The organism is Mesorhizobium carmichaelinearum (assembly GCF_900199455.1).
Taxonomy (GTDB): Bacteria; Pseudomonadota; Alphaproteobacteria; order Rhizobiales; family Rhizobiaceae; genus Mesorhizobium; species Mesorhizobium carmichaelinearum.
The window spans coordinates 42,640-60,807 of the sequence record NZ_FZQR01000005.1; the positions used below are offsets into that span (position 1 = coordinate 42,640).

Below are 18,168 nucleotides of genomic sequence, written 5' to 3' on the forward strand. Positions count from 1 at the left end.
AGGGCCCATGAAACTCGATCGGATCGACATCAAGATTCTGTACGAGCTGCAGAAGAACGGCCGCATCACCAATGTGGAGCTGGCGGAACTGGTCAATCTCTCCCCCAGCCCCTGCCTGATGCGGGTAAAGAAGCTGCAGGCCGAAGGCTATATCGTGCGCTATTCGGCGCAGATCGACATCGCTAAGCTCGGGCGGACGCTCACCGTCTTCACGGAAATCACGCTCAAGAACCATCGTCAGATCGACTTCGCGCGTTTCCTTGCCGCCATCGACAGGGTTGATGCGGCCGTCGAATGCCACCGCGTTTCCGCTCGTTACGATTATCTCTTGAAATTCGTCACAGGTGGGATTGCCGAATATCAGGCGATCGTGGAGCGGCTGACCGACATGGAGATCGGCATCGACAAGTGTTTCAGCTTCGTGGTGCTGAAGTCGCCCATCGTCAAGGCGCACATGCCGCTTCCCAGCCTGTTTCCGAGGTGAGGCTCCACCGTTTTCAGTCTTTGTTTTGATACATGTCGTTGCCCCAGAACCGCTGCACACTTCTGGGCGACATGCATTAGTTTTGACGCAATTCCGGACGGAAAACCGTTCACACTTTTCCTGGAATTGCTCTAGCGATGGCCGTACTGGCTGACCAACTCGGGGTCGCGGACGAGGCCATCGAGCCACGTCGGGTCAAGCTTCGGCACGGAGGAGAACAGAAGCTTCGAATAGGGATGGATGGGCGCCATCAGTCTGTCGGGCGTGATCTGCTCCACCCGCTCGCCATTGTACATGACCATGATCTCGTCGCAGATCGCTTCGACGACGGAGAGGTCGTGGCTGATGAAAATGTAGGAAAGGCCCAGCTCGCGCTGCAGCTCCTTGAGCAGCTCGATCACGGCGGCCGCCACCACCGTGTCGAGCGCCGAGGTGATCTCGTCGCAGATGATCAGCTTGGGTCCGGCCGCCAGCGCGCGCGCGAAATTCACGCGCTGCTTCTGGCCGCCCGAGAGCTCCGACGGGCGACGGTAGCGCAGCGTCCTGGGCAGGCGAACCATGTCGAGCAGTTCGTCGACGCGCTTCGAGCGCGCCTGCCTGTCGAGCTGGTGATAGAAGGCCAGCGGCCGGGCAATGATGTCTTCGACCGGCTTGGCCGGATTGAGCGCGGTATCGGCATACTGGAACACGATCTGCATCTCGCGCAGCTGGTCCTGGCTGCGTTTGCCTGCGCCGCGCTCCAGTTGTTTGCCGTCGAATATGATGTCGCCGGCCGCCGCCGGATGGATGCCGGCGATGACGCGCGCCAGCGTCGATTTTCCGCAGCCGGATTCGCCGATGACGCCGAGATTGCGCCCTTTCTCGACGACCAGGCTGACGGTATCGACGGCGCGGATAAGCGGCAGTCCGTCAGCCCGCACCGCACCATAGCCGGCCGTCACATTGTCGATGCGCAGCAACGGCTTGGCGCCGGCATCCGCGTCCGCATGCGCTTGCCGCGGCTTCGGCTCGAAGGCAGCCAAAAGTTCACGCGTATAGGGGTGCTGGGCAGCCGAAAGGATCTGAGCCGTGGTGCCGGTCTCCTGCACTTCGCCGCCCTTCAGCACAACGATGTGGTCGGCGATCTGGGCGACGACGGCGAGGTCGTGCGAAACATAGACACCCGCTATCCCACCCGCCCGCATGACCGACTTGAATGCCTTCAGCACGTCGATCTGCGTCGTCACGTCGAGTGCCGTGGTCGGCTCGTCGAAGATCATCAGCTTGGGATCGCCGATCAGCGCCATGGCCGCCGACAGCCGCTGCAATTGCCCACCTGAAACCTGGTGCGGATAACGCGCGCCGATCCCTTCCGGGTCCGGCAGCGACAAGGCCCGGAACAGCTCGACCGCGCGCTTTCGCGCCTGCTCGGGCGGCATCAGGCCGTGGATGCGCGTGACCTCGATCACCTGCTCCATGATGGTGGACGACGGGTTGAACGAGGCGGCAGCACTTTGCGGAACATAGGCAATGTCGGTGCCGCGCAATTTGGCGCGCTGCTTTTCGGAAAGTGCGGCCATGTTCTTGCCGTTCACATTGATCTCGCCGCCGATGATCCGGCAGCCGGGCCGCGCATAGCCCATGAGCGAGAGCGCCACCGTCGTCTTGCCGGAACCGCTCTCGCCGATCAGGGCGACGATCTCGCCATCGGCGATGTCGAGGCTGACGCCCTTGATGATTTCGACGACGCGTCCGGAGTCGGTCGTCGCCTCGATCCTCAGGTTCCTGACCTCGACGAGATTGGTCATGCGTCGCGATCCCTGATCTTCTGCGGCAAATTGTCGATCAGCAGGTTGACGCTGATGGTGAGGCTGGCGATCGCCAGCGAGGGAACGATGACGGCGGGCGCCGCGAAGGGCAGGCCACCGATGTTCTCGCGCACCAGCGCGCCCCAGTCGGCAAGCGGCGGCTGCAGGCCGAGGCCGAGGAAGGACAGGCCGGAGAGCAAGAGCACGATGAAGACGAAGCGCAGGCCGAAGTCGGCCAGCACCGGGCGGATGATGTTGGGCAGGATCTCGGACCCGATGAGGTACGCGATGCTTTCGCCGCGGACGCGGGCGACGGTCATGAAGTCCATGGTGTTGATGTTGACGGCGAGCGCCCGCGCGAAGCGGTAGGCGCCCGGTATGTAGATGACGGCGAGCGTCAGGATCAGCGCCGGGATCGACGAGCCGACCGCGGCGACGACCACAAGGCCGAACAGCTTGCTGGGGATGGAGTTCATGGCGTCGAGGAAGCGGCTGAGGCAAGTGTCGAGCCAGCCGCCGGTGACGGCCGCGATCATCCCCAGCACCACGCCCGAGAAGCAGGCGATGACGACGGCGGCGAGCGATATGCCGACGGTGTAGCGTGCGCCCATCAGCACCCGCGAGAGCATGTCGCGCCCCAGATAGTCCGAGCCGAGCCACAGCCCCTGACGCATCGGGCCGAAATAATCGTCGTCGACGATGTCGCCGATCGAATGGGGAATGATGGCGGGCGCGAAGATGGCGATCAGCGTCCACGCCAGGATGACCAGCGCGGCCACGACACCCACGAGATTGTAACTGTGACCCAGCAAGGACCGTCGGGAAGCTGCCACGCGCGCCATCGTCACCTGAGCCTCGGGTTGGACATGATGGCAATGATGTCGGCGACGGTGATGAGCAAGAGATAGCCGAGGCAGAAGATCATCGCGCAGCTTTGGATCAGCGGCAGGTCGCGGGTCGCGACCGCATCGACCATCAGCTTGGCGATGCCGGGATAGTTGAAGATCGTCTCGACGATGATGACGCCGCCGACCAGATAGGACAAAGACAGTGCGACCGCGTTGACGATCGGCCCGAGCGCATTGGGAAGCGCGTGCTTGAGCACCATGCGGCCGCGCGAGGCGCCTTTGAGAAGCGCCATCTCGACATAGGGCGTGGAGAGCGTTTCGATCACCGCGGCACGGGTCATGCGGATCATCTGTGCTGAGATGACGAAGGTCAGTGTGATCACCGGCATGGCATAGATGCGCACGAGGTCGGTCAGCGTATGCGCCTCATTGACCGAGGACAGTGCCGGCAGCCATTTGAGATAGACAGCGAAAAGCAGAACCGCGAGCGTCGCGACCATGAATTCCGGCACCGAGATGACGCCGATCGAAAGAATGGTGACGGCGCGGTCGTAGAGCGAACCGCGCAGCATCGCGGCGGTGATGCCGAGCGTCAGCGCCAGCGGCACCGAGAGCAGCGTGGTGATGCCGGCAAGCTCCATGGTGTTGACGAAGCGCCCGCCGATCAGCGCCGCGACCGGCATCTCATTGGCATAGGAGGTGCCGAGATCGCCGTGGAGCAGGCCGACAACCCAGAGCAGGAAGCGCAGGATTGCCGGATCGTTGAGATGCATGGCCTCGCGCAGGCCGGCGACGGCTTCCGGGGTGGCCGCCTGGCCGAGCAGGATCGACGCGGTGTCGCCGGGCAGCATGCTGGTGGCGAAAAACACGGCGAACAGAACGATCAGAAGCGTGACGACCGCGATCGCCAGCCGCTTCAGCACGAGGTTTAGAACCCCAGACGTCATTGAAGCGCTCCTGCGGTTGCGTTCGGCCAAGCCATGTTGCGCAATAGGTGCCGGGGACCGGCTGTCCGGTCCCCGGCAGGCGCCTCTCAGGCTTCGAGCCAGAGATATTCCGCCATTGCGTAGCCCATCATGCCACCGAGCGGGTTCGCCTCCAAACCCTTCACCTTGCTGGAGAGGGCATCGACGTTGGAAATGTAGGCCGGGATGATGGTGCCGGCCTCCTCGGAGATCATGGTCTGCATCTGGCCGTAGATCTCCTTGCGCTTGGCCTGGTCGAGCGAGCCGCGCGCCTCGATCATCAGCTTGTCGAACTTCTCCGACTTGTACTGGCTTTCGTTCCAGGGCGCGTTGGAGGCGTAGAGGAGCGAGAACAGGATGTCCGGCGTCGGACGCGGATTGATGTTGCCGAAATGGATCGGCGCCTTGAGCCAGTAATTGTCCCAGTAGCCGTCGGACGGCACGCGCTGGACGTCGAGCTTCATGCCGATATCGGCGCCGGCGGCCTGGATGATCACCGCCATGTCGATCGACGAGGTCGCGGCATCGGAGGCGATCACGGGAATGGACTGGCCGAGCAGGCCCGCCTTCTGGAAGTGGAACTTGGCCTTGTCCGGGTCGAAGGGCTTCGGCTTGAGGTCGGCATTGTGGAAGATGTTCGCTGGCGAGACGGGCTGGTCGTTGCCGACTTCGCCGAGGCCGCGCAGCGCCGATTTGACGATCTGCTCGCGATTGACGAGATATTTCATGCCGGCGACGAAGTCGGCCTTGTTGCCCGGATCCATGTCGAGCCGGATGTTGAGGTCGGTGTAGTTGCCCGAGGTCGTCTTGGACAGTTCGAAGCCCTGCTGGCCGCCGATGAGCTTCATCGCACGCGGATTGATCGAGGCAGCGAAATTGATGTCGCCAGACAGCAGCGCGTTGACGCGGGCGCTGTCATCGCTGATGGCGATGAATTCGAAGGAGTCGAGATAGGGCTTGCCCGACTTCCAGTAGTTCTTGTTCTTGGTGACGACCGAGCGCACGCCCGGTTCGAACGTCTGCAGCACGAACGCGCCGGTGCCGTTGCCCTTGGAGAAGTCGGTGGTGCCGTCCTGGACGATCATGAAGTGATGCAGCGCCAGGATGGTCGGCAGGTCGGCATTCGGGTCGGCGAGCGTGATTTCGACCGTCGATTTGTCGACGGCCTTGAAGCCGGTCATCTGCGCGGCGATCTTGGCGACCTTGGAACCGACAGCCTTGTCGAGGTGGCGCTTCAGCGAGAAGACCACGTCGTCTGCGGTGAGGTCCTTGCCGTCGTGGAAGGTGACGCCCTTGCGCAGCTTCACGGTCCAGGTCTTGGCGTCCTTGCTGTCGAAGCTTTCGGCCAGCTCCATCTGCGTGACGCCATCCTTGTCGAGGAAGGTCAAGCGGTTGTAGAGCGAGCAGCAGCGGACATAGTCGGTCGAGAGCGACGCCTTTGCTGGATCGAGCGTGTCGGCGGTCGAGGACGACCAGCCGGCTGCCTTGAAATTGCCGCCGGAAACCGGCGTGGCGGCGACGGCCTGGGTGGCACGGCCGAGCACCACGCTTCCCGCGGCAACCGCGGCGCCGCCGGCCAACAGCATCTTGAGAAGTTCGCGGCGGCTCGCGCCCCGCCGAATGGCAGTTTCGACCATGGCATCGTCTGCGCTGGTCCAGTTCGTGATCTTGTCGGTCATATCATTCCCCTTTCGGTTTGTTTTCCGGCTTGCTCGTCTTGCTGCGGCTTTCCGGACTTGGGCTCAGGTTCGTTCCTTCAGGCTTTCCCGCACGGCCGCCGCCAATGCGGCCATTGAGGTGAAGTGGTAGTCCGGCGTGGTGAAACGCTCGGGCTCGATCGTGCCGCCATAGCCCTTCTGGGCGTGCCGGCGCTCGATCCAGCAATTGGTCAAGCCAAGCGCCCGGGATATGCCAATGTCGTGGTACTGGCTTTGCGCGACGTGCAGTATGTCGTCCTTGCTGCCGCCTCGGGAGGCCACGAAATCGAAGACCTTCTGGAAGAAGGCCGGGTCCGGTTTCTCCGTGCCTGTATCGTCGGCCGTAAAGGTGGCGAAAAAGGGCGATCCGAGCTGCTTTTCGAAATGATCGAGCGCCCAGCGCCTTGCATTGGTCATGGCGATCAGCCTGTGCGACTTCGCAAGCTCCGCCAATGCCGCCGCGCTGTCGGGGAAGCCTTGCCAGACACTGGCCGAATCCCGCAGGCGGACGCCGTATCTTTCCTCGGCGGGCAGGCCGAGCCGCGGCGCGATGACTGTGTAGACACGCACGAGATCGTCGGGGAACAGGCCGGCATCGGGCATGTAGCGGGCCTGCCGGTAGAGGCTCAGTGCTTCCTCGCCATCGATCGAAACACCGGCCTCGGCGGCAATCCCCGTCAGGCAGGTCGTGATGCCGCCTTCGAAGTCGATCAGCGTGCCGACGACATCGAAGGTCAAGTATTTGAATTCGCTAAAGCCCCTGGCCAAGACTGGCTCTCCTCTGCGCGCGGCCGAATTGCATGTGTTGAACAGAACAAAATTCCGTGCTGTCCGGGGCGTCGGCCCTTTTCGAAGGCCCGGAAATCCGGGCTTTCTGGCCTTGTCTTAACGGCAGTCTGGCACTTCCCCCGCGCTGGATTCGCCGAAAAGGCGTGAGGGGGCGGCACAAAATTGCGAAATCGTCCGCCCCGGCGATATTTCGAGACACGACATATTCCGCCGCCGTCATGCCAGAGCCTGGCGGACATCGGGATCGTCCAGCGTCTGGTCGAGCGTCCGGCGTGTGCGCTCGATGATCGCATCGATGTCGGCATCGGTGCAGCAGAGCGGCGGAGCATAGCCGAGAACCCCGTTGGCAAAGGCACGGATGATCAGGCCGTTGTCCCAGGCCCGGTCGAAGATGCGCCGCGCCGGCATCGCCGACGCCGGAAGCGGCGTCTTCTTGTCCTTGTCAACCACAAGCTCGATGGCGGCAAGCATGCCGCGGCCGCGCACGTCGCCGACCAGCGGATGGCCGCTCAGGTCCTTCAATCCGGCCATCAGGCGGGCACCGGCCTTGATGCCATTCTCCAGAAGGCCGTCTTCATAGAGCTTCAACACTTCGAGCGCGACGGCGGCGCTGACGGGATGGGCGGAATAGGTGTAGCCGTGGCCGACGGCCGAGGCGCCCGCGCCATCGGCGATGACGTCATAGACATGATCGGCCATGAACACGGCGCCCATGGGAACATAGCCCGAGGTCAGCCCCTTCGCGGTCGTCATGAAGTCGGGAACGATCTCCTCGTCGGTGCAGGCGAACAGGGGGCCCGTGCGACCGAAACCGGTGATCACCTCGTCCGCGATGAACAGGATGCCGTACTCCCGGCAGAGTTCGCGCATGGCCTTGATCCAGCCTTTCGGCGGGACGATGACGCCGCCCGAGCCCTGGATCGGCTCGGCATAGAAGGCGGCGACCCGCTCCGGTCCGAGCTCCTCGATCTTGCCCGTCAGCGCGGCGAGCGATGCGGCGATGATCGCATTGCCGTCCTCGCCGACCGGGTTGCGGTAGGGATAGGGGGAAGGGATCTTGTGTTGCCATTCGAAGGGAATGCCGAAACCGGCGTGAAAGGCGGGGAGCGCGGTCAGGCCCGCGCCGACCACCGACGACCCATGGTAACCCTGTTCGATGGAAATGAACTGGTCGCGTTGCGGCTCGCCCTTGGCATTCCAGTAGTAGCGGACGAAACGGATCGTGCTGTCGACCGCGTCCGACCCGCCAAGCGTGAAAAAGACGTGATTGAGGTCGCCTGGCGCGCGCTCGGCCAGTTCCGAGGCGAGCCGGATGGCTGGCTCCGAACCGAGGTCGAAATAGGCTGTGGCATAAGGGAGCTCGCGCATCTGCCGGGCCGCCGCCTCGACGATGCTGTCGTGGCCGTAGCCGGCATTGACGCACCACAGCCCCGCGAAACCATCGACGAGTTGCCGGCCGGACGCTTCGGTCACGGTCGCGCCCTTCGCCGATTTCAAGACGCGGACGCCAAGCGCCTCATGGCCACGATATGAAGCGACTGGGTGGATGAGATGGGCGCGGTCGAGTTCGATCAGCGAATTGGCGAGCATTGTTATCCTCCTAGCCGAGCGCCTGGTTGGCGAGGGCGTAAATTTTTGGCCTGATCTGTTCCGCGCCCGTCTTGGGTGGACGGTCCATGGCCACGCCGCCGCCGACATGGGCGAGGCCGATGTCCTCGAGCCAGCCGGCAATGCCGGTCCCGCTGCCGGTATCCACGCGCAGGAAGGCGCCGGGGCGTGATGCGGCGAAGAAGCCGATCAGGGCCTTAGCCTCGTCGGTACTTCCCGCGATGACCGGACCGATCACCTCGCCGCGTCCGAACGGGCGGATCGCGGCATAGGCCTCGATGGCGCCGTCGCGGCGGATGACCGCGAATTGGCCGCGCTCCGCCAGCGCATCGATCAGGGCCTCGCGGTCGACGCCATAGGCATCGCGGTCCAGCGCCTTGATGTTAGGCAGATCGTCAGGACCGGCTGCTTCCACGCCATCGGGCGCGCCAAGCGCCGCGACCTTGCCCTGGTGCTGCAAAATGGTGCCGGAGGGCACGAAGCCCAGTTTCTCATAGAGAGGCATGCCGTCCGCCGTCGCGACGAGCCGCAGCGGACGTTTGCCGGCAAGCGCGAATGCCTGATCCATAAGCCGGCGCCCAAGCCCCTTGCCGCGCGCGTCCCTGTCGACGATCACCATGTTGATCATGGCGCAATCCATGCCGTAGGGCGTGACCAGGATGGTTCCGGTGACGCGGCCCTGACCGTCGAGTGCGACCACGCCATTCGATAGCTGCAGCGCCATCTGCCAGTCCTGCGGGCGATGCGGCCAATTCTCCTGGCGGGAAAGCGCCACGGCGCCCTCGATATGGTGCGGTCCGAAGGCCTGGAGTTCGATCTCGCCCTGCGGCATGAGGCATCCTTCCGTCTAGAGCCCAAGTCTCGGGCATCGGCGCGCCGCAGATCGTCTGAAGGCTTTGGCTTGGACAGTATCTTTCGCCGTAGCACGAGGGGTGCGCCGCATCTTGTGCTGGCACCGTCCGTGGCGGACGCGCTTCACGCCGCGCGCGGCCCCGCAATCGGCACGCCAGATGCTACAGCGTGCCAAACCGGATGGCGGATACGGAACTTTCTGCTTTCGGGAGGGCGATTTCGGTCAGGTGGGCCGCTGCCTGCCGTCCTATGATGAAATACATCCCAGCGCGGATGTGCTTCCACCGGAGATCGACTGCTATGGCTTCCTTCAGGCCCAAATACATCACCTTCGACTGCTATGGCACGTTGACCAATTTCCAGATGGCGGAAGCGGCGCGCGATCTCTATGGCAACCGGCTCGACGAACCGCGCATGCAGGCGTTCATCAAGAACTTCGCGGCCTATCGGCTCGACGAGATCCTGGGCGACTGGAAGCCCTATGCCGAGGTCGTCCACAATTCACTTGAGCGGGCCTGCAAGCGCAACGGCGTCGCCTTCAGCCCCGACGATGCCAAAATGGTCTATGAGCGTGTCCCGACCTGGGGGCCACATGCGGACGTTCCTGCTGGCCTGGCCAAAGTCGCCAAGGAAATTCCTCTGGTCATCCTGTCAAACGCCATGAACGCGCAGATCATGTCCAATGTGGAGAAGCTCGGCGCGCCGTTCCATGCCGTCTATACGGCCGAGCAGGCGCAGTCCTACAAGCCCCGCTTCAAGGGGTTCGAATACATGCTCGATATGCTGGGCTGTGGTCCGGAGGACATCCTTCACTGCTCGTCTTCGTTCCGCTACGACCTGATGTCGGCGCACGATCTCGGCATCAAGAACAAGGTCTGGGTCAATCGCGGCCACGAACCGGCCAATCCGTATTATGGCTATGTCGAGATATCGGACATTTCCGGTCTTGCCGGCGTCGTTGGGCTCTGAAACAGGCGGATTGCCGATGAAGTTCGTCTCTTACTGGCACGACACCGCCCCGGTCTTTTCCGGCGGCGCGCAAGGCCCGGTCGAGGGGCACTATGATGCCGCCGTCATTGGCGGCGGCTTCACCGGTCTCGCCGCCGCGCGCCAGCTGGCCAAGGCCGGTGCCAAGGTGGTCGTGCTGGAAGCGGAGCACGTGGGCTGGGGCGCATCCGGCCGCAATGGCGGACACCTCAACAACGGCCTCGCCCACAGCTATCTCTCCGCCAAGGCGGAGCTTGGCAAGGAGCGCGCTATCGCGCTCTATCGCGCGCTCGACGACTCCGTCGATACCATCGAGGCGCTGGTCGCCGAGGAAGGCATCGACTGCGATTTCCGCCGCGCCGGCAAGCTGAAGCTCGCCTCCAAGCCGCAACATTTCGAAGCGATCGCCCGCAACTTCGAAGCCCTTCATGCCGAGGTGGATCCGGACACGGCGCTGCTGTCGGCGGCCGATCTCAAATCCGAGATCGGCTCGCCCTTCCACGGCGCGATGCTGTCGAAGAAGAGCGCCATGATGCATATGGGCCGCTATGTGGCGGGTCTCGCCACTTCAGCCGCCCGCCATGGCGCCGTCATCCATGAGAACGCGGCGGTGACGGACCGCAAGCAGGCCGGCAGCAGGCATGAGCTGACCACTTCGCGCGGCCGGATCAGCGCCGACAATGTGCTGGTGGCGACCGGCGCCTACACCACGCCGAATTTCAATTATTTCCGCCGCAGGATCATCTCCGTCGGCAGCTTCATCATCGCCACGCGGCCGCTGAGCGACGCCGAGATCACTGCCACCATGCCGGGCAACCGGACCTGCGTGACCTCGATGAACATCGGCAACTACTTCCGGCTCTCGCCGGACAGGCGCCTGATCTTCGGCGGCCGCGCACGCTTCTCGGCGACATCGGACCAGCGCTCCGACGCCAGGAGCGGACAGATCCTGCAGGCGGGCCTCGCGGCGATGTTCCCGCAGCTCGCCAAGGTCGAGATCGACTATTGCTGGGGCGGGCTGGTCGACATGACCAAGGACCGCTTTCCGCGCGCCGGCTATCATGACGGTGTCTGGTACGCGATGGGCTATTCCGGCCACGGCGCGCAGCTTTCCACCCATCTCGGCATGATCCTGGCCGATGCCATGCTCGGCCGCGAGGACCGCAATCCGCTCAAGGGCCTCGAATGGCCATCCATTCCCGGCTATTCCGGCAAGCCCTGGTTCCTGCCGATGGTCGGCCTCTACTACAAGGCGCTCGACCGGATTCAGTGATCGTCGATCCAGCCCGGTCGGGGCTTCAGCAGAATTGCCTTAGCCGAGCCCGCCGATGTGAAAGCTTTTCATCTCGAGATATTCCTCGATGCCGGCCTGCGCGCCCTCGCGGCCGAGGCCGGACAGCTTGACGCCGCCGAAGGGGGCGACCTCGATCGAGACCGAGCCGGTGTTCAAGCCCACCATACCGAACTCCAGCGCCTCGCCGACGCGCCAGGCGCGTTTCAAATTCTCGGTGTAGAAGTAGGAGGCAAGTCCATAGGGCGTGCCATTGGCCAGCGCGATCGCTTCCTCTTCCGTCTCGAACCGGAAAAGCGGCGCGACCGGGCCGAACGTCTCTTCGCCGGCGAGCTGCATGTCCTTTGTGGCGCCGCTCAGCACCAGCGGCGCGACATACTGCGGGCCCTCCGGCAGCACCGGCTTCTCGGTGATGATCGCGGCACCCTTGGCGAGCGCGTCCTCGACGTGGCGGTTGATCTTCTCGACCGCCGCCATGTTGATCATCGGCCCGATGGCGACACCGGGCTGCGTTCCCGGCCCCACCGTCATGGCGTTGACGCGTGCACTGAGCTTTGCTGCGAAGGCCTCATAGACGCCGGCCTGGACGAGGATGCGGTTGGCGCAGACGCAGGTCTGGCCGCCATTGCGGAACTTCGAGACCAGCGCACCCTCGATGGCGAGGTCGAGATCGGCGTCGTCGAAGACGATGAAGGGCGCGTTGCCGCCGAGCTCGAGGCTGAGCCGCTTCACGCTGTCGGCCGCGCCGCGCATCAGCAGCGAGCCGACGCGCGTCGAGCCGGTGAAGGAGATCTTGCGAACGGTCTCGTTCGCCATGATCTCGTTGCCGATTTCGGCCGGCATGCCGGTGACGATGTTGATGACGCCGGCAGGGATGCCCGCTCGTTCGGCAAGCACGCCGAGCGCCAGCGCCGAATAGGGCGTGAACTCGGACGGCTTGATCACCACGGTGCAGCCGGCGGCCAGCGCCGGCGCGACCTTGCGGGTGATCATCGCATTGGGAAAATTCCACGGCGTGATGATGCCGCAAACGCCGACCGGTTCTTTCAGCACGATGATGCGGCGGTCGGACGTGGGCGAGGGGATGGTGTGGCCGTTGATGCGGCGCGCTTCCTCCGCGAACCATTTGACGAAGGACGCGCCGTAACGGATCTCGCCTTTGGCCTCGTCCAGCGGCTTGCCCTGTTCCGTCGTCAGGATCAGCGCCAGATCGTCCAGATGCGCCAGCATCAGGCCATGCCAGGCCTCCAGCAGGGCAGCGCGCTCGGCGTTGGTTTTCTTCTTCCAGCCGCCATAGGCGGACGCCGCGGCCTCTATCGCCGCACGGGTTTCCGGACCGGCCATGTCGGGCACCGTGCCGATGGCAGACTGCGTCGCCGGATCGATGACATCGACGGTCTTGCCGGAGCCGGCGGCGACCCATTCGCCGCCAATCAGGCCGGCTTCGCGGAAGAGTTTTTTGTCTTTCAGGTTTTTCATCGAAAACGACCTTGCAATCAGGTGAGTGCGGCAACGACGGCGGCGGTGATGGCTTCCGTACGGTCCTTGCCGGGAATGGTGCCTATGCCTCTGGCGGTTGTGGCCTCGACCGCCTTCATGACGCGGTCGGCCGCAGCCTTTTCGCCGAGATGATCGAGCATCATGGCGCCGGACCAGATGGTGGCGATCGGATTGGCGATGCCGAGATGCGCGATGTCGGGCGCCGAGCCGTGCACCGGTTCGAACATGGACGGCGCCGAGCGGTCGGGATTGATGTTGGCGGAGGCGGCGTAGCCGAGCCCGCCCTGGATGGCCGCGCCGATGTCGGTGAGGATATCGCCAAACAGGTTGGAGGCGACGACCACGTCGAGGCTCTCCGGCGCCATGATCATGCGGGCGGCGAGCGCATCGACATGATAGCTGGTCACGGCGACGTCAGAGTACTCCGCAGCCAGCTTGCGCGTGATCTCGTCCCAGAACACCATCGAGTATTTCTGCGCGTTGGACTTGGTGACGGAGGCCAGTTTGCCGCGCCGTGTCCGCGCCTGCTCGAAGCCGAAGCGCAGGATGCGCTCGACACCGGCGCGGGTGAAGATCGAGGTTTCCACGGCGACCTCGTCCAGCGTGCCTTGATGCACGCGCCCGCCGGCGCCCGAATACTCGCCTTCGGTGTTCTCGCGGATGCAGAGGATATCGAAGTTCTCCGCCCGCAGCGGTCCGGTGACGCCCGGCAGCAGGCGGTGCGGCCGGATGTTGGCGTATTGCACGAATGCCTTGCGGATCGGCAGCAAAAGGCCATGCAGCGAAACAGAATCCGGCACCTCCGCCGGCCAGCCGACGGCGCCGAGAAGGATGGCGTCGAAGCCGCGCAAGGTCTCGATGCCGTCCTCCGGCATCATGCGGCCGGTCTCCTTGTAGAATTTGCAGGACCAGGGGAATTCGGTTCCGGCCAACGCAAAGCCAGCGTGTTTGGCTGCGGTCTCCAGCACCGTCCAGGCGGCGGCGGTCACATCGCTGCCGATGCCGTCACCGGGGATCAGGGCGATCGAATAGGATTTCATCGGCATCCCTTCACAGGCTGATCAGGACGCTCTTGGTCCTGCGGTTGGCGAGATAGGCCTCGCGGCCGAGGTCCTTGCCGATGCCGGAGCGCTTGTAGCCGCCAGTCGGCAGGATATGGTCGCGCGAGCGGCTGTAGCGGTTGACCCAGACGGTGCCCGCCTCGAGCTCGCGAGCGAAGCGGATGGTGCGGGACAGGTCTGAAGTGAACAGGCCGGAAGCCAGTCCGTAGGTCGGGTGGCTGGACAGCGCCAGCGCCTCTTCCTCGGTCTCGAAGGTCTGGATGGTCAGCACGGGGCCGAAGATTTCTTCGACGATGGCCGGATTGGCCTGGTCGACATCTGTGATCAGCGTCGGCTCGTAGAAATAGCCTGGGCTGTCCATGGTGTGGCCACCGGTCAGGCATTCGCCGCCGGCTTCGACCGCGGCGCGCACGATGCCGTCGACACGCGCCCGCTGCCGCTCCGAGATGATTGGCGAATACTGCGTCGCCTCGTCCCAGGTCAGGCCGGGCCGTACCGTCTTCATCTTCTCCAGGATCGCGGCCGTCAGCCTGTCGGCCACGCTCCTCTCGACGATCAGACGCGTGCCGGCGACGCAGGCCTGGCCGGCATTGAAGGTGACACTGCCGGCGATTGCCGTCGCCGCCTTGTCCAGATCGGCATCGGCAAAGACGATCTGCGGGCTCTTGCCGCCGAGTTCCAGTGTCATCGGCTTGACGCCGGTGCGGGCGACATTCTCCATGATCGCCGAACCGGCGCGGGTCGAGCCGGTAAAGCTGACCTTGGCGATCTCGGGATGGCCGGTCAACGCCGTGCCGGTCGTCGGACCGTCTCCAAGCACCACGTTTATGAGCCCTGCCGGCAAGCCTGCCTTGACGGCGAGTTGTGCCATGTAGACCGCCGAAAAGGGCGTCATTTCCGATGGCTTCAGCACGACCGCATTGCCGGCAGCGAGCGCCGGTCCAAGCTTCCACCCGGCCATCGAGATCGGAAAATTCCACGGCGTGATCGCGCCGACCACGCCATAGGGCTCGCTCATGATCATGCCGAGAGTGGTGTCGTCGGTCGGCACCAGCTCGCTGCCTTCCTTGTCGGCGAACTCGGCGAAGAAGCGGATCTGCTCGGCTGTGATGGCGATGTCGCCGGCAACGAGCTGGCCGACGGGACGGGTGGAACACAGCGCCTCGATCCTCGCCAGTGTTTCCGCCTCCGCCTCGATCAGGTCGGCCCAGGCCTGGAGTGCCTTGGTGCGCTCGCGCGGCCGAACGCCGCCCCAGTTGCTGGACTTCAGCGCTGCCTTGGCGCTGTCCACCGCACGATCGATCACCTCGGGGCCTGCGATCGGACAGGCGGTGTATGCCTTACCATCCGACGGGCGGCGCATCTCGATGGCACCCTCGGCCGCGATCAGCTCCCCGCCAATGAAATGGCCGACGGGAAGGGAGACGGTATCCGGATCGAAGCTCAGGCCCATGGGCGCTCACTCGCAGTTGTTCCGGAGAAGCCTAGCGCGAGCAACGGCGCAGCATGCACCGTTCGACGATCGGTCGCGGATGATTGTTGTGTGCCGGCGATAGGCGACGGCAAAATCTGTTGCGGAGGGCACGCGCCTCGCGCGCTACCCTACGGTCACGTAGATCTTGCGTACCGTTTCGATGGTCTTCCAAACCCCGACGAAGCCGGGTTTCATCACGAAGCTGTCGCCGGCGCGGTAGGTCACTGGCTTGCCGCCGTCGGGCGTGATTTCGATCACGCCGGAGAGGATGTGGCAGAACTCGAAGGTCTCGCCCTTGATCGAGCGCGTCTCCCCCGGCGTCGCTTCCCAGACGCCGGTATGGACGAGGTCGTCCTTGGCGACATCCTGCGCCCAGGTCTTGAAGGCGGGGGTGCCGGAAATCAGCCGTTCGGGCAGCGCCGCGGATTCGCGCGGCTGGAAGGCAGGGCTGGTATCGACGGTCTTGAGCAGGGACAAGGGATGGCCTTTCATGTTGGACTTTAGAGAGCAGTTCACCGTTTCACAGAAACGGCGAACTGCTCTAACTCTTTGTTTTTGAAGCAATTCCGGACGGAAAACCGCACACACTTTTCCTGGAATTGCTCTAATAGCCGCGCGACCGGTCGACGAGCCCGATGGGATCGAGACCGGCGCGGTAACGCCGGATGTTTTCGACAACGGCTTGCGCGGCGCTGGCGGGCTGGGTGACGCTGGCAACATGCGGGGTCAGGATGACTTTCGGATGCGACCACAACGGATGGCCCGCCGGCAGCGGTTCGGGGTCGGTGACGTCGATCATCGCCGCAGAAAGATGGCCGCTGTCGAGCGCGGCGACAAGGGCTTCATGGTCGAGCTGCGGCCCGCGGCCGGCGTGGACAAGCGCCGCGCCCTTGGGCAGTTTCGCAAACAGCTCGGCATCGAGGAAGCCGCGTGTCTCCTCGGTCAGCGGCAGCAGGCAGATCACTATGTCGCTGGCCGCGAGCATCTCGTTCAGCCCGAGCTCGCCATGATGACAGGTCACGCCCTCGATCCGCCGGGGCGAGCGGCTCCATCCGGCGAGCGGGAAGCCGAAGGGCTTCAGGCGGTCGAGGACGGCTTGGCCGAGCTGCCCGAGGCCGAGCACGCCGATCCGGCGCGATCCGGCCTGGAGCTGCGCGATGTCAGCCCATTCGCCGGCGCGCTGCTGTGCCAGATATCCCGGCAGGTTGCGGTGGAGCGCGAGCACGGCAAGCGTCACATATTCCTGCATCATGCGCACGATGCCTTCCTCGATCATGCGCACGATCTTCACATTCGCAGGCACCGCATCGAGGCGAAACTGGTCGACGCCGGCGCCGATGGAAAACAGGATTTCCAGTTTGCCGTAGCGGGCAAGGTTATCTGGCACGGTCCAGCTGATCAGATAACGCACGGCATCGGGAGCGACCGTCGCGGCATCCATCGTGAAGGGGACGTCCGGCAGTTCTCTCGCGAAGGCATCGGCGAAGATCGCCCCGCGGCGCGCGTCGGAATTGAACAGGAATGTCATTCCGTTCCTTTCATGCCGCGCAGCGGGCGCCCAGGGCCTCGATCAATCGCTGACAGGCGGTGAGCTCGCTGGCAAGGATGTATTCGTTGGGCTTGTGGGCGCGGTCGATGTCGCCGGGGCCGCAAATGATCGCATCGAGCCCGGCGGCCTGGTAAAGTCCGGCCTCCGTGCCGTAGCTGACGGCGGCGAGTGGCGCTTCGCCGGTCAGTTCGGCCAGCAATGTCGCAAGTGCCGCACCCTGCGGCAGCGACAGTGCCGGATAGGCGCTCATCGGTGTCCACTCGATACGAAAGCCATCGGCCGCAAGGGCCTCGGCCCGCGCCTTGACGGGTGCGAGCAGGCTGGCCGGGTCTATGCCGGGTATGGCGCGTGCTTCCAGGTCCAGACTGCAGGTGCCGGGGATGATGTTGACCTGATGTCCGCCCGCCACGACGCCCGCCTGCAACGAAGAGTAGGGCGGCTCGAAGGCGGCGTCGAACGGACCGTGTGTCAGTCGCTCGGCTTCGCTCACGGCCGCGCTCAGCGCAGTGGCCATGGCATGGATGGCGTTGAGCCCGAGATCGGGGCGGGAGGAATGGCCGGAGCGCCCGTTGATGACCACGCGGGCGGCCGCCTTGCCCTTATGGCCGCGCACGGCGCGCATGCCGCTCGGCTCGCCGACGATGACGCCGAGCGGCGTCGCGCAAAGTTCGGGAAGGCGGGCGATCAGATGCGGCACGCCTCGGCATCCTACCTCCTCGTCATAGGAGAAGGCGAGGTGGATTGGCCTGGCAAGGCGCAGTCCCTGCACCGCAGGCACGGAAGCGAGCACCGCGGCCAGAAACCCCTTCATGTCCGTGGTGCCGCGTCCGTAGAGCCGTTCGCCCTCCTTGCGCAGCGCGAAAGGGCTCGAACTCCATTGCGGCTCGCTGGCGGGAACGACGTCCATATGGCCGGACAGGATATAGCCCGGGACGTTGGCGGGGCCGATCGTTGCGAAAAGATTGGTGCGGTCGCCTTCCGGCCCTGGAAGCAGGGTGACCTGCGCTCCGTGCTTTGCCAGATAGGATTCGATCCAGCCAGCGATGTCGCCGTTCGGTTTGCCGGCGACCGATGGAAAGGCGACGAGACGATCGAGGATGTCGAAGACGTCCATTCCAGCCCTCAAAACGTTCGGGTTCGCCGGGATCGGTGCCGTCGACCATAGTTGCAACATTGCCGGAAAGAATGTGCGCGTTCCGACGCGATTGCATGCCGAAAGCGGAAATGTTTCAGTTGAATCTTGCGTAAGCACGCGGCTTTCGAGCAAATCGTATGG

16 protein-coding genes are annotated in these 18,168 nt (G+C 64.3%); 3 read left to right on the forward strand and 13 right to left on the reverse strand.

Features of this window, described 5'->3' with window-relative positions; all coding sequences use genetic code 11:
- Nucleotides 1–7 precede the first annotated feature (7 nt).
- The gene (locus CKW40_RS13210) at nt 8–484 is read left to right on the forward strand and encodes an Lrp/AsnC family transcriptional regulator (protein WP_095200361.1); all 477 of its coding nucleotides are present in this window, start codon (nt 8–10) and stop codon (nt 482–484) included.
- A gap of 131 nt (nt 485–615) precedes the next feature.
- Here CKW40_RS13210 and CKW40_RS13215 read toward each other — a convergent pair whose 3' ends face one another.
- From CKW40_RS13215 to CKW40_RS13245, 7 genes are all read right to left on the reverse strand, one after another.
- Nucleotides 616–2,271, reverse strand: coding sequence for an ABC transporter ATP-binding protein (locus CKW40_RS13215; protein ID WP_095200362.1), 1,656 nt, complete (start codon nt 2,269–2,271; stop codon nt 616–618).
- Nucleotides 2,268–3,113, reverse strand: a complete 846-nt coding sequence (locus tag CKW40_RS13220; protein WP_095200363.1) for an ABC transporter permease — start codon at nt 3,111–3,113, stop codon at nt 2,268–2,270. The genes CKW40_RS13215 and CKW40_RS13220 overlap by 4 nt, the downstream gene beginning before the upstream one ends.
- Nucleotides 3,114–3,115: 2 nt before the next feature.
- Nucleotides 3,116–4,066 (reverse strand): ABC transporter permease, encoded by a 951-nt coding sequence (locus CKW40_RS13225; protein ID WP_095200364.1) that lies wholly within the window; start codon nt 4,064–4,066, stop codon nt 3,116–3,118.
- Nucleotides 4,067–4,152: 86 nt separating this feature from the next.
- Nucleotides 4,153–5,763: an ABC transporter substrate-binding protein gene (locus CKW40_RS13230; protein WP_095200365.1), complete on the reverse strand. Its 1,611-nt coding sequence runs from the start codon at nt 5,761–5,763 to the stop codon at nt 4,153–4,155.
- Nucleotides 5,764–5,826: 63 nt separating this feature from the next.
- Complete coding sequence (locus CKW40_RS13235; protein WP_095200366.1) at nt 5,827–6,549, reverse strand: HAD-IA family hydrolase; 723 nt, start codon at nt 6,547–6,549, stop codon at nt 5,827–5,829.
- A gap of 237 nt (nt 6,550–6,786) precedes the next feature.
- Complete coding sequence (locus CKW40_RS13240; RefSeq protein WP_095200367.1) at nt 6,787–8,160, reverse strand: aspartate aminotransferase family protein; 1,374 nt, start codon at nt 8,158–8,160, stop codon at nt 6,787–6,789.
- A gap of 10 nt (nt 8,161–8,170) precedes the next feature.
- Entirely contained in the window at nt 8,171–9,010 is an 840-nt protein-coding gene (locus tag CKW40_RS13245; RefSeq protein ID WP_095200368.1) for a GNAT family N-acetyltransferase, read from the reverse strand.
- Between the two features lie 320 nt (nt 9,011–9,330).
- On the opposite strand from CKW40_RS13245, the gene CKW40_RS13250 reads away from it, so the two are divergent.
- Nucleotides 9,331–9,999: a haloacid dehalogenase type II gene (locus CKW40_RS13250; protein WP_095200369.1), complete on the forward strand. Its 669-nt coding sequence runs from the start codon at nt 9,331–9,333 to the stop codon at nt 9,997–9,999.
- A gap of 16 nt (nt 10,000–10,015) precedes the next feature.
- Nucleotides 10,016–11,290 (forward strand): NAD(P)/FAD-dependent oxidoreductase, encoded by a 1,275-nt coding sequence (locus CKW40_RS13255; protein ID WP_095200370.1) that lies wholly within the window; start codon nt 10,016–10,018, stop codon nt 11,288–11,290.
- Between the two features lie 39 nt (nt 11,291–11,329).
- Here the strand turns inward: CKW40_RS13255 and CKW40_RS13260 are convergent, their stop codons facing one another.
- The 6 genes from CKW40_RS13260 to argE form a co-directional block, all read right to left on the reverse strand.
- Nucleotides 11,330–12,787 carry an NAD-dependent succinate-semialdehyde dehydrogenase gene (locus CKW40_RS13260; protein WP_095200371.1) on the reverse strand — a complete coding sequence of 486 codons (1,458 nt, stop codon included), beginning with the start codon at nt 12,785–12,787 and terminating at the stop codon, nt 11,330–11,332.
- Nucleotides 12,788–12,804: 17 nt separating this feature from the next.
- Nucleotides 12,805–13,848: a tartrate dehydrogenase gene (locus CKW40_RS13265; protein ID WP_095200372.1), complete on the reverse strand. Its 1,044-nt coding sequence runs from the start codon at nt 13,846–13,848 to the stop codon at nt 12,805–12,807.
- A gap of 10 nt (nt 13,849–13,858) precedes the next feature.
- Nucleotides 13,859–15,322 (reverse strand): aldehyde dehydrogenase family protein, encoded by a 1,464-nt coding sequence (locus CKW40_RS13270; protein ID WP_095200373.1) that lies wholly within the window; start codon nt 15,320–15,322, stop codon nt 13,859–13,861.
- 144 nt (nt 15,323–15,466) lie between these two features.
- Nucleotides 15,467–15,820: a cupin domain-containing protein gene (locus CKW40_RS13275; protein WP_095200679.1), complete on the reverse strand. Its 354-nt coding sequence runs from the start codon at nt 15,818–15,820 to the stop codon at nt 15,467–15,469.
- A gap of 127 nt (nt 15,821–15,947) precedes the next feature.
- A complete protein-coding gene (locus tag CKW40_RS13280) occupies nt 15,948–16,871 on the reverse strand; it encodes a 2-hydroxyacid dehydrogenase (protein WP_095200374.1) in 924 nt (307 codons plus the stop codon).
- Between the two features lie 10 nt (nt 16,872–16,881).
- The gene (gene argE, locus CKW40_RS13285; RefSeq protein ID WP_095200375.1) at nt 16,882–18,006 is read right to left on the reverse strand and encodes an acetylornithine deacetylase; all 1,125 of its coding nucleotides are present in this window, start codon (nt 18,004–18,006) and stop codon (nt 16,882–16,884) included.
- Nucleotides 18,007–18,168 lie beyond the last annotated feature (162 nt).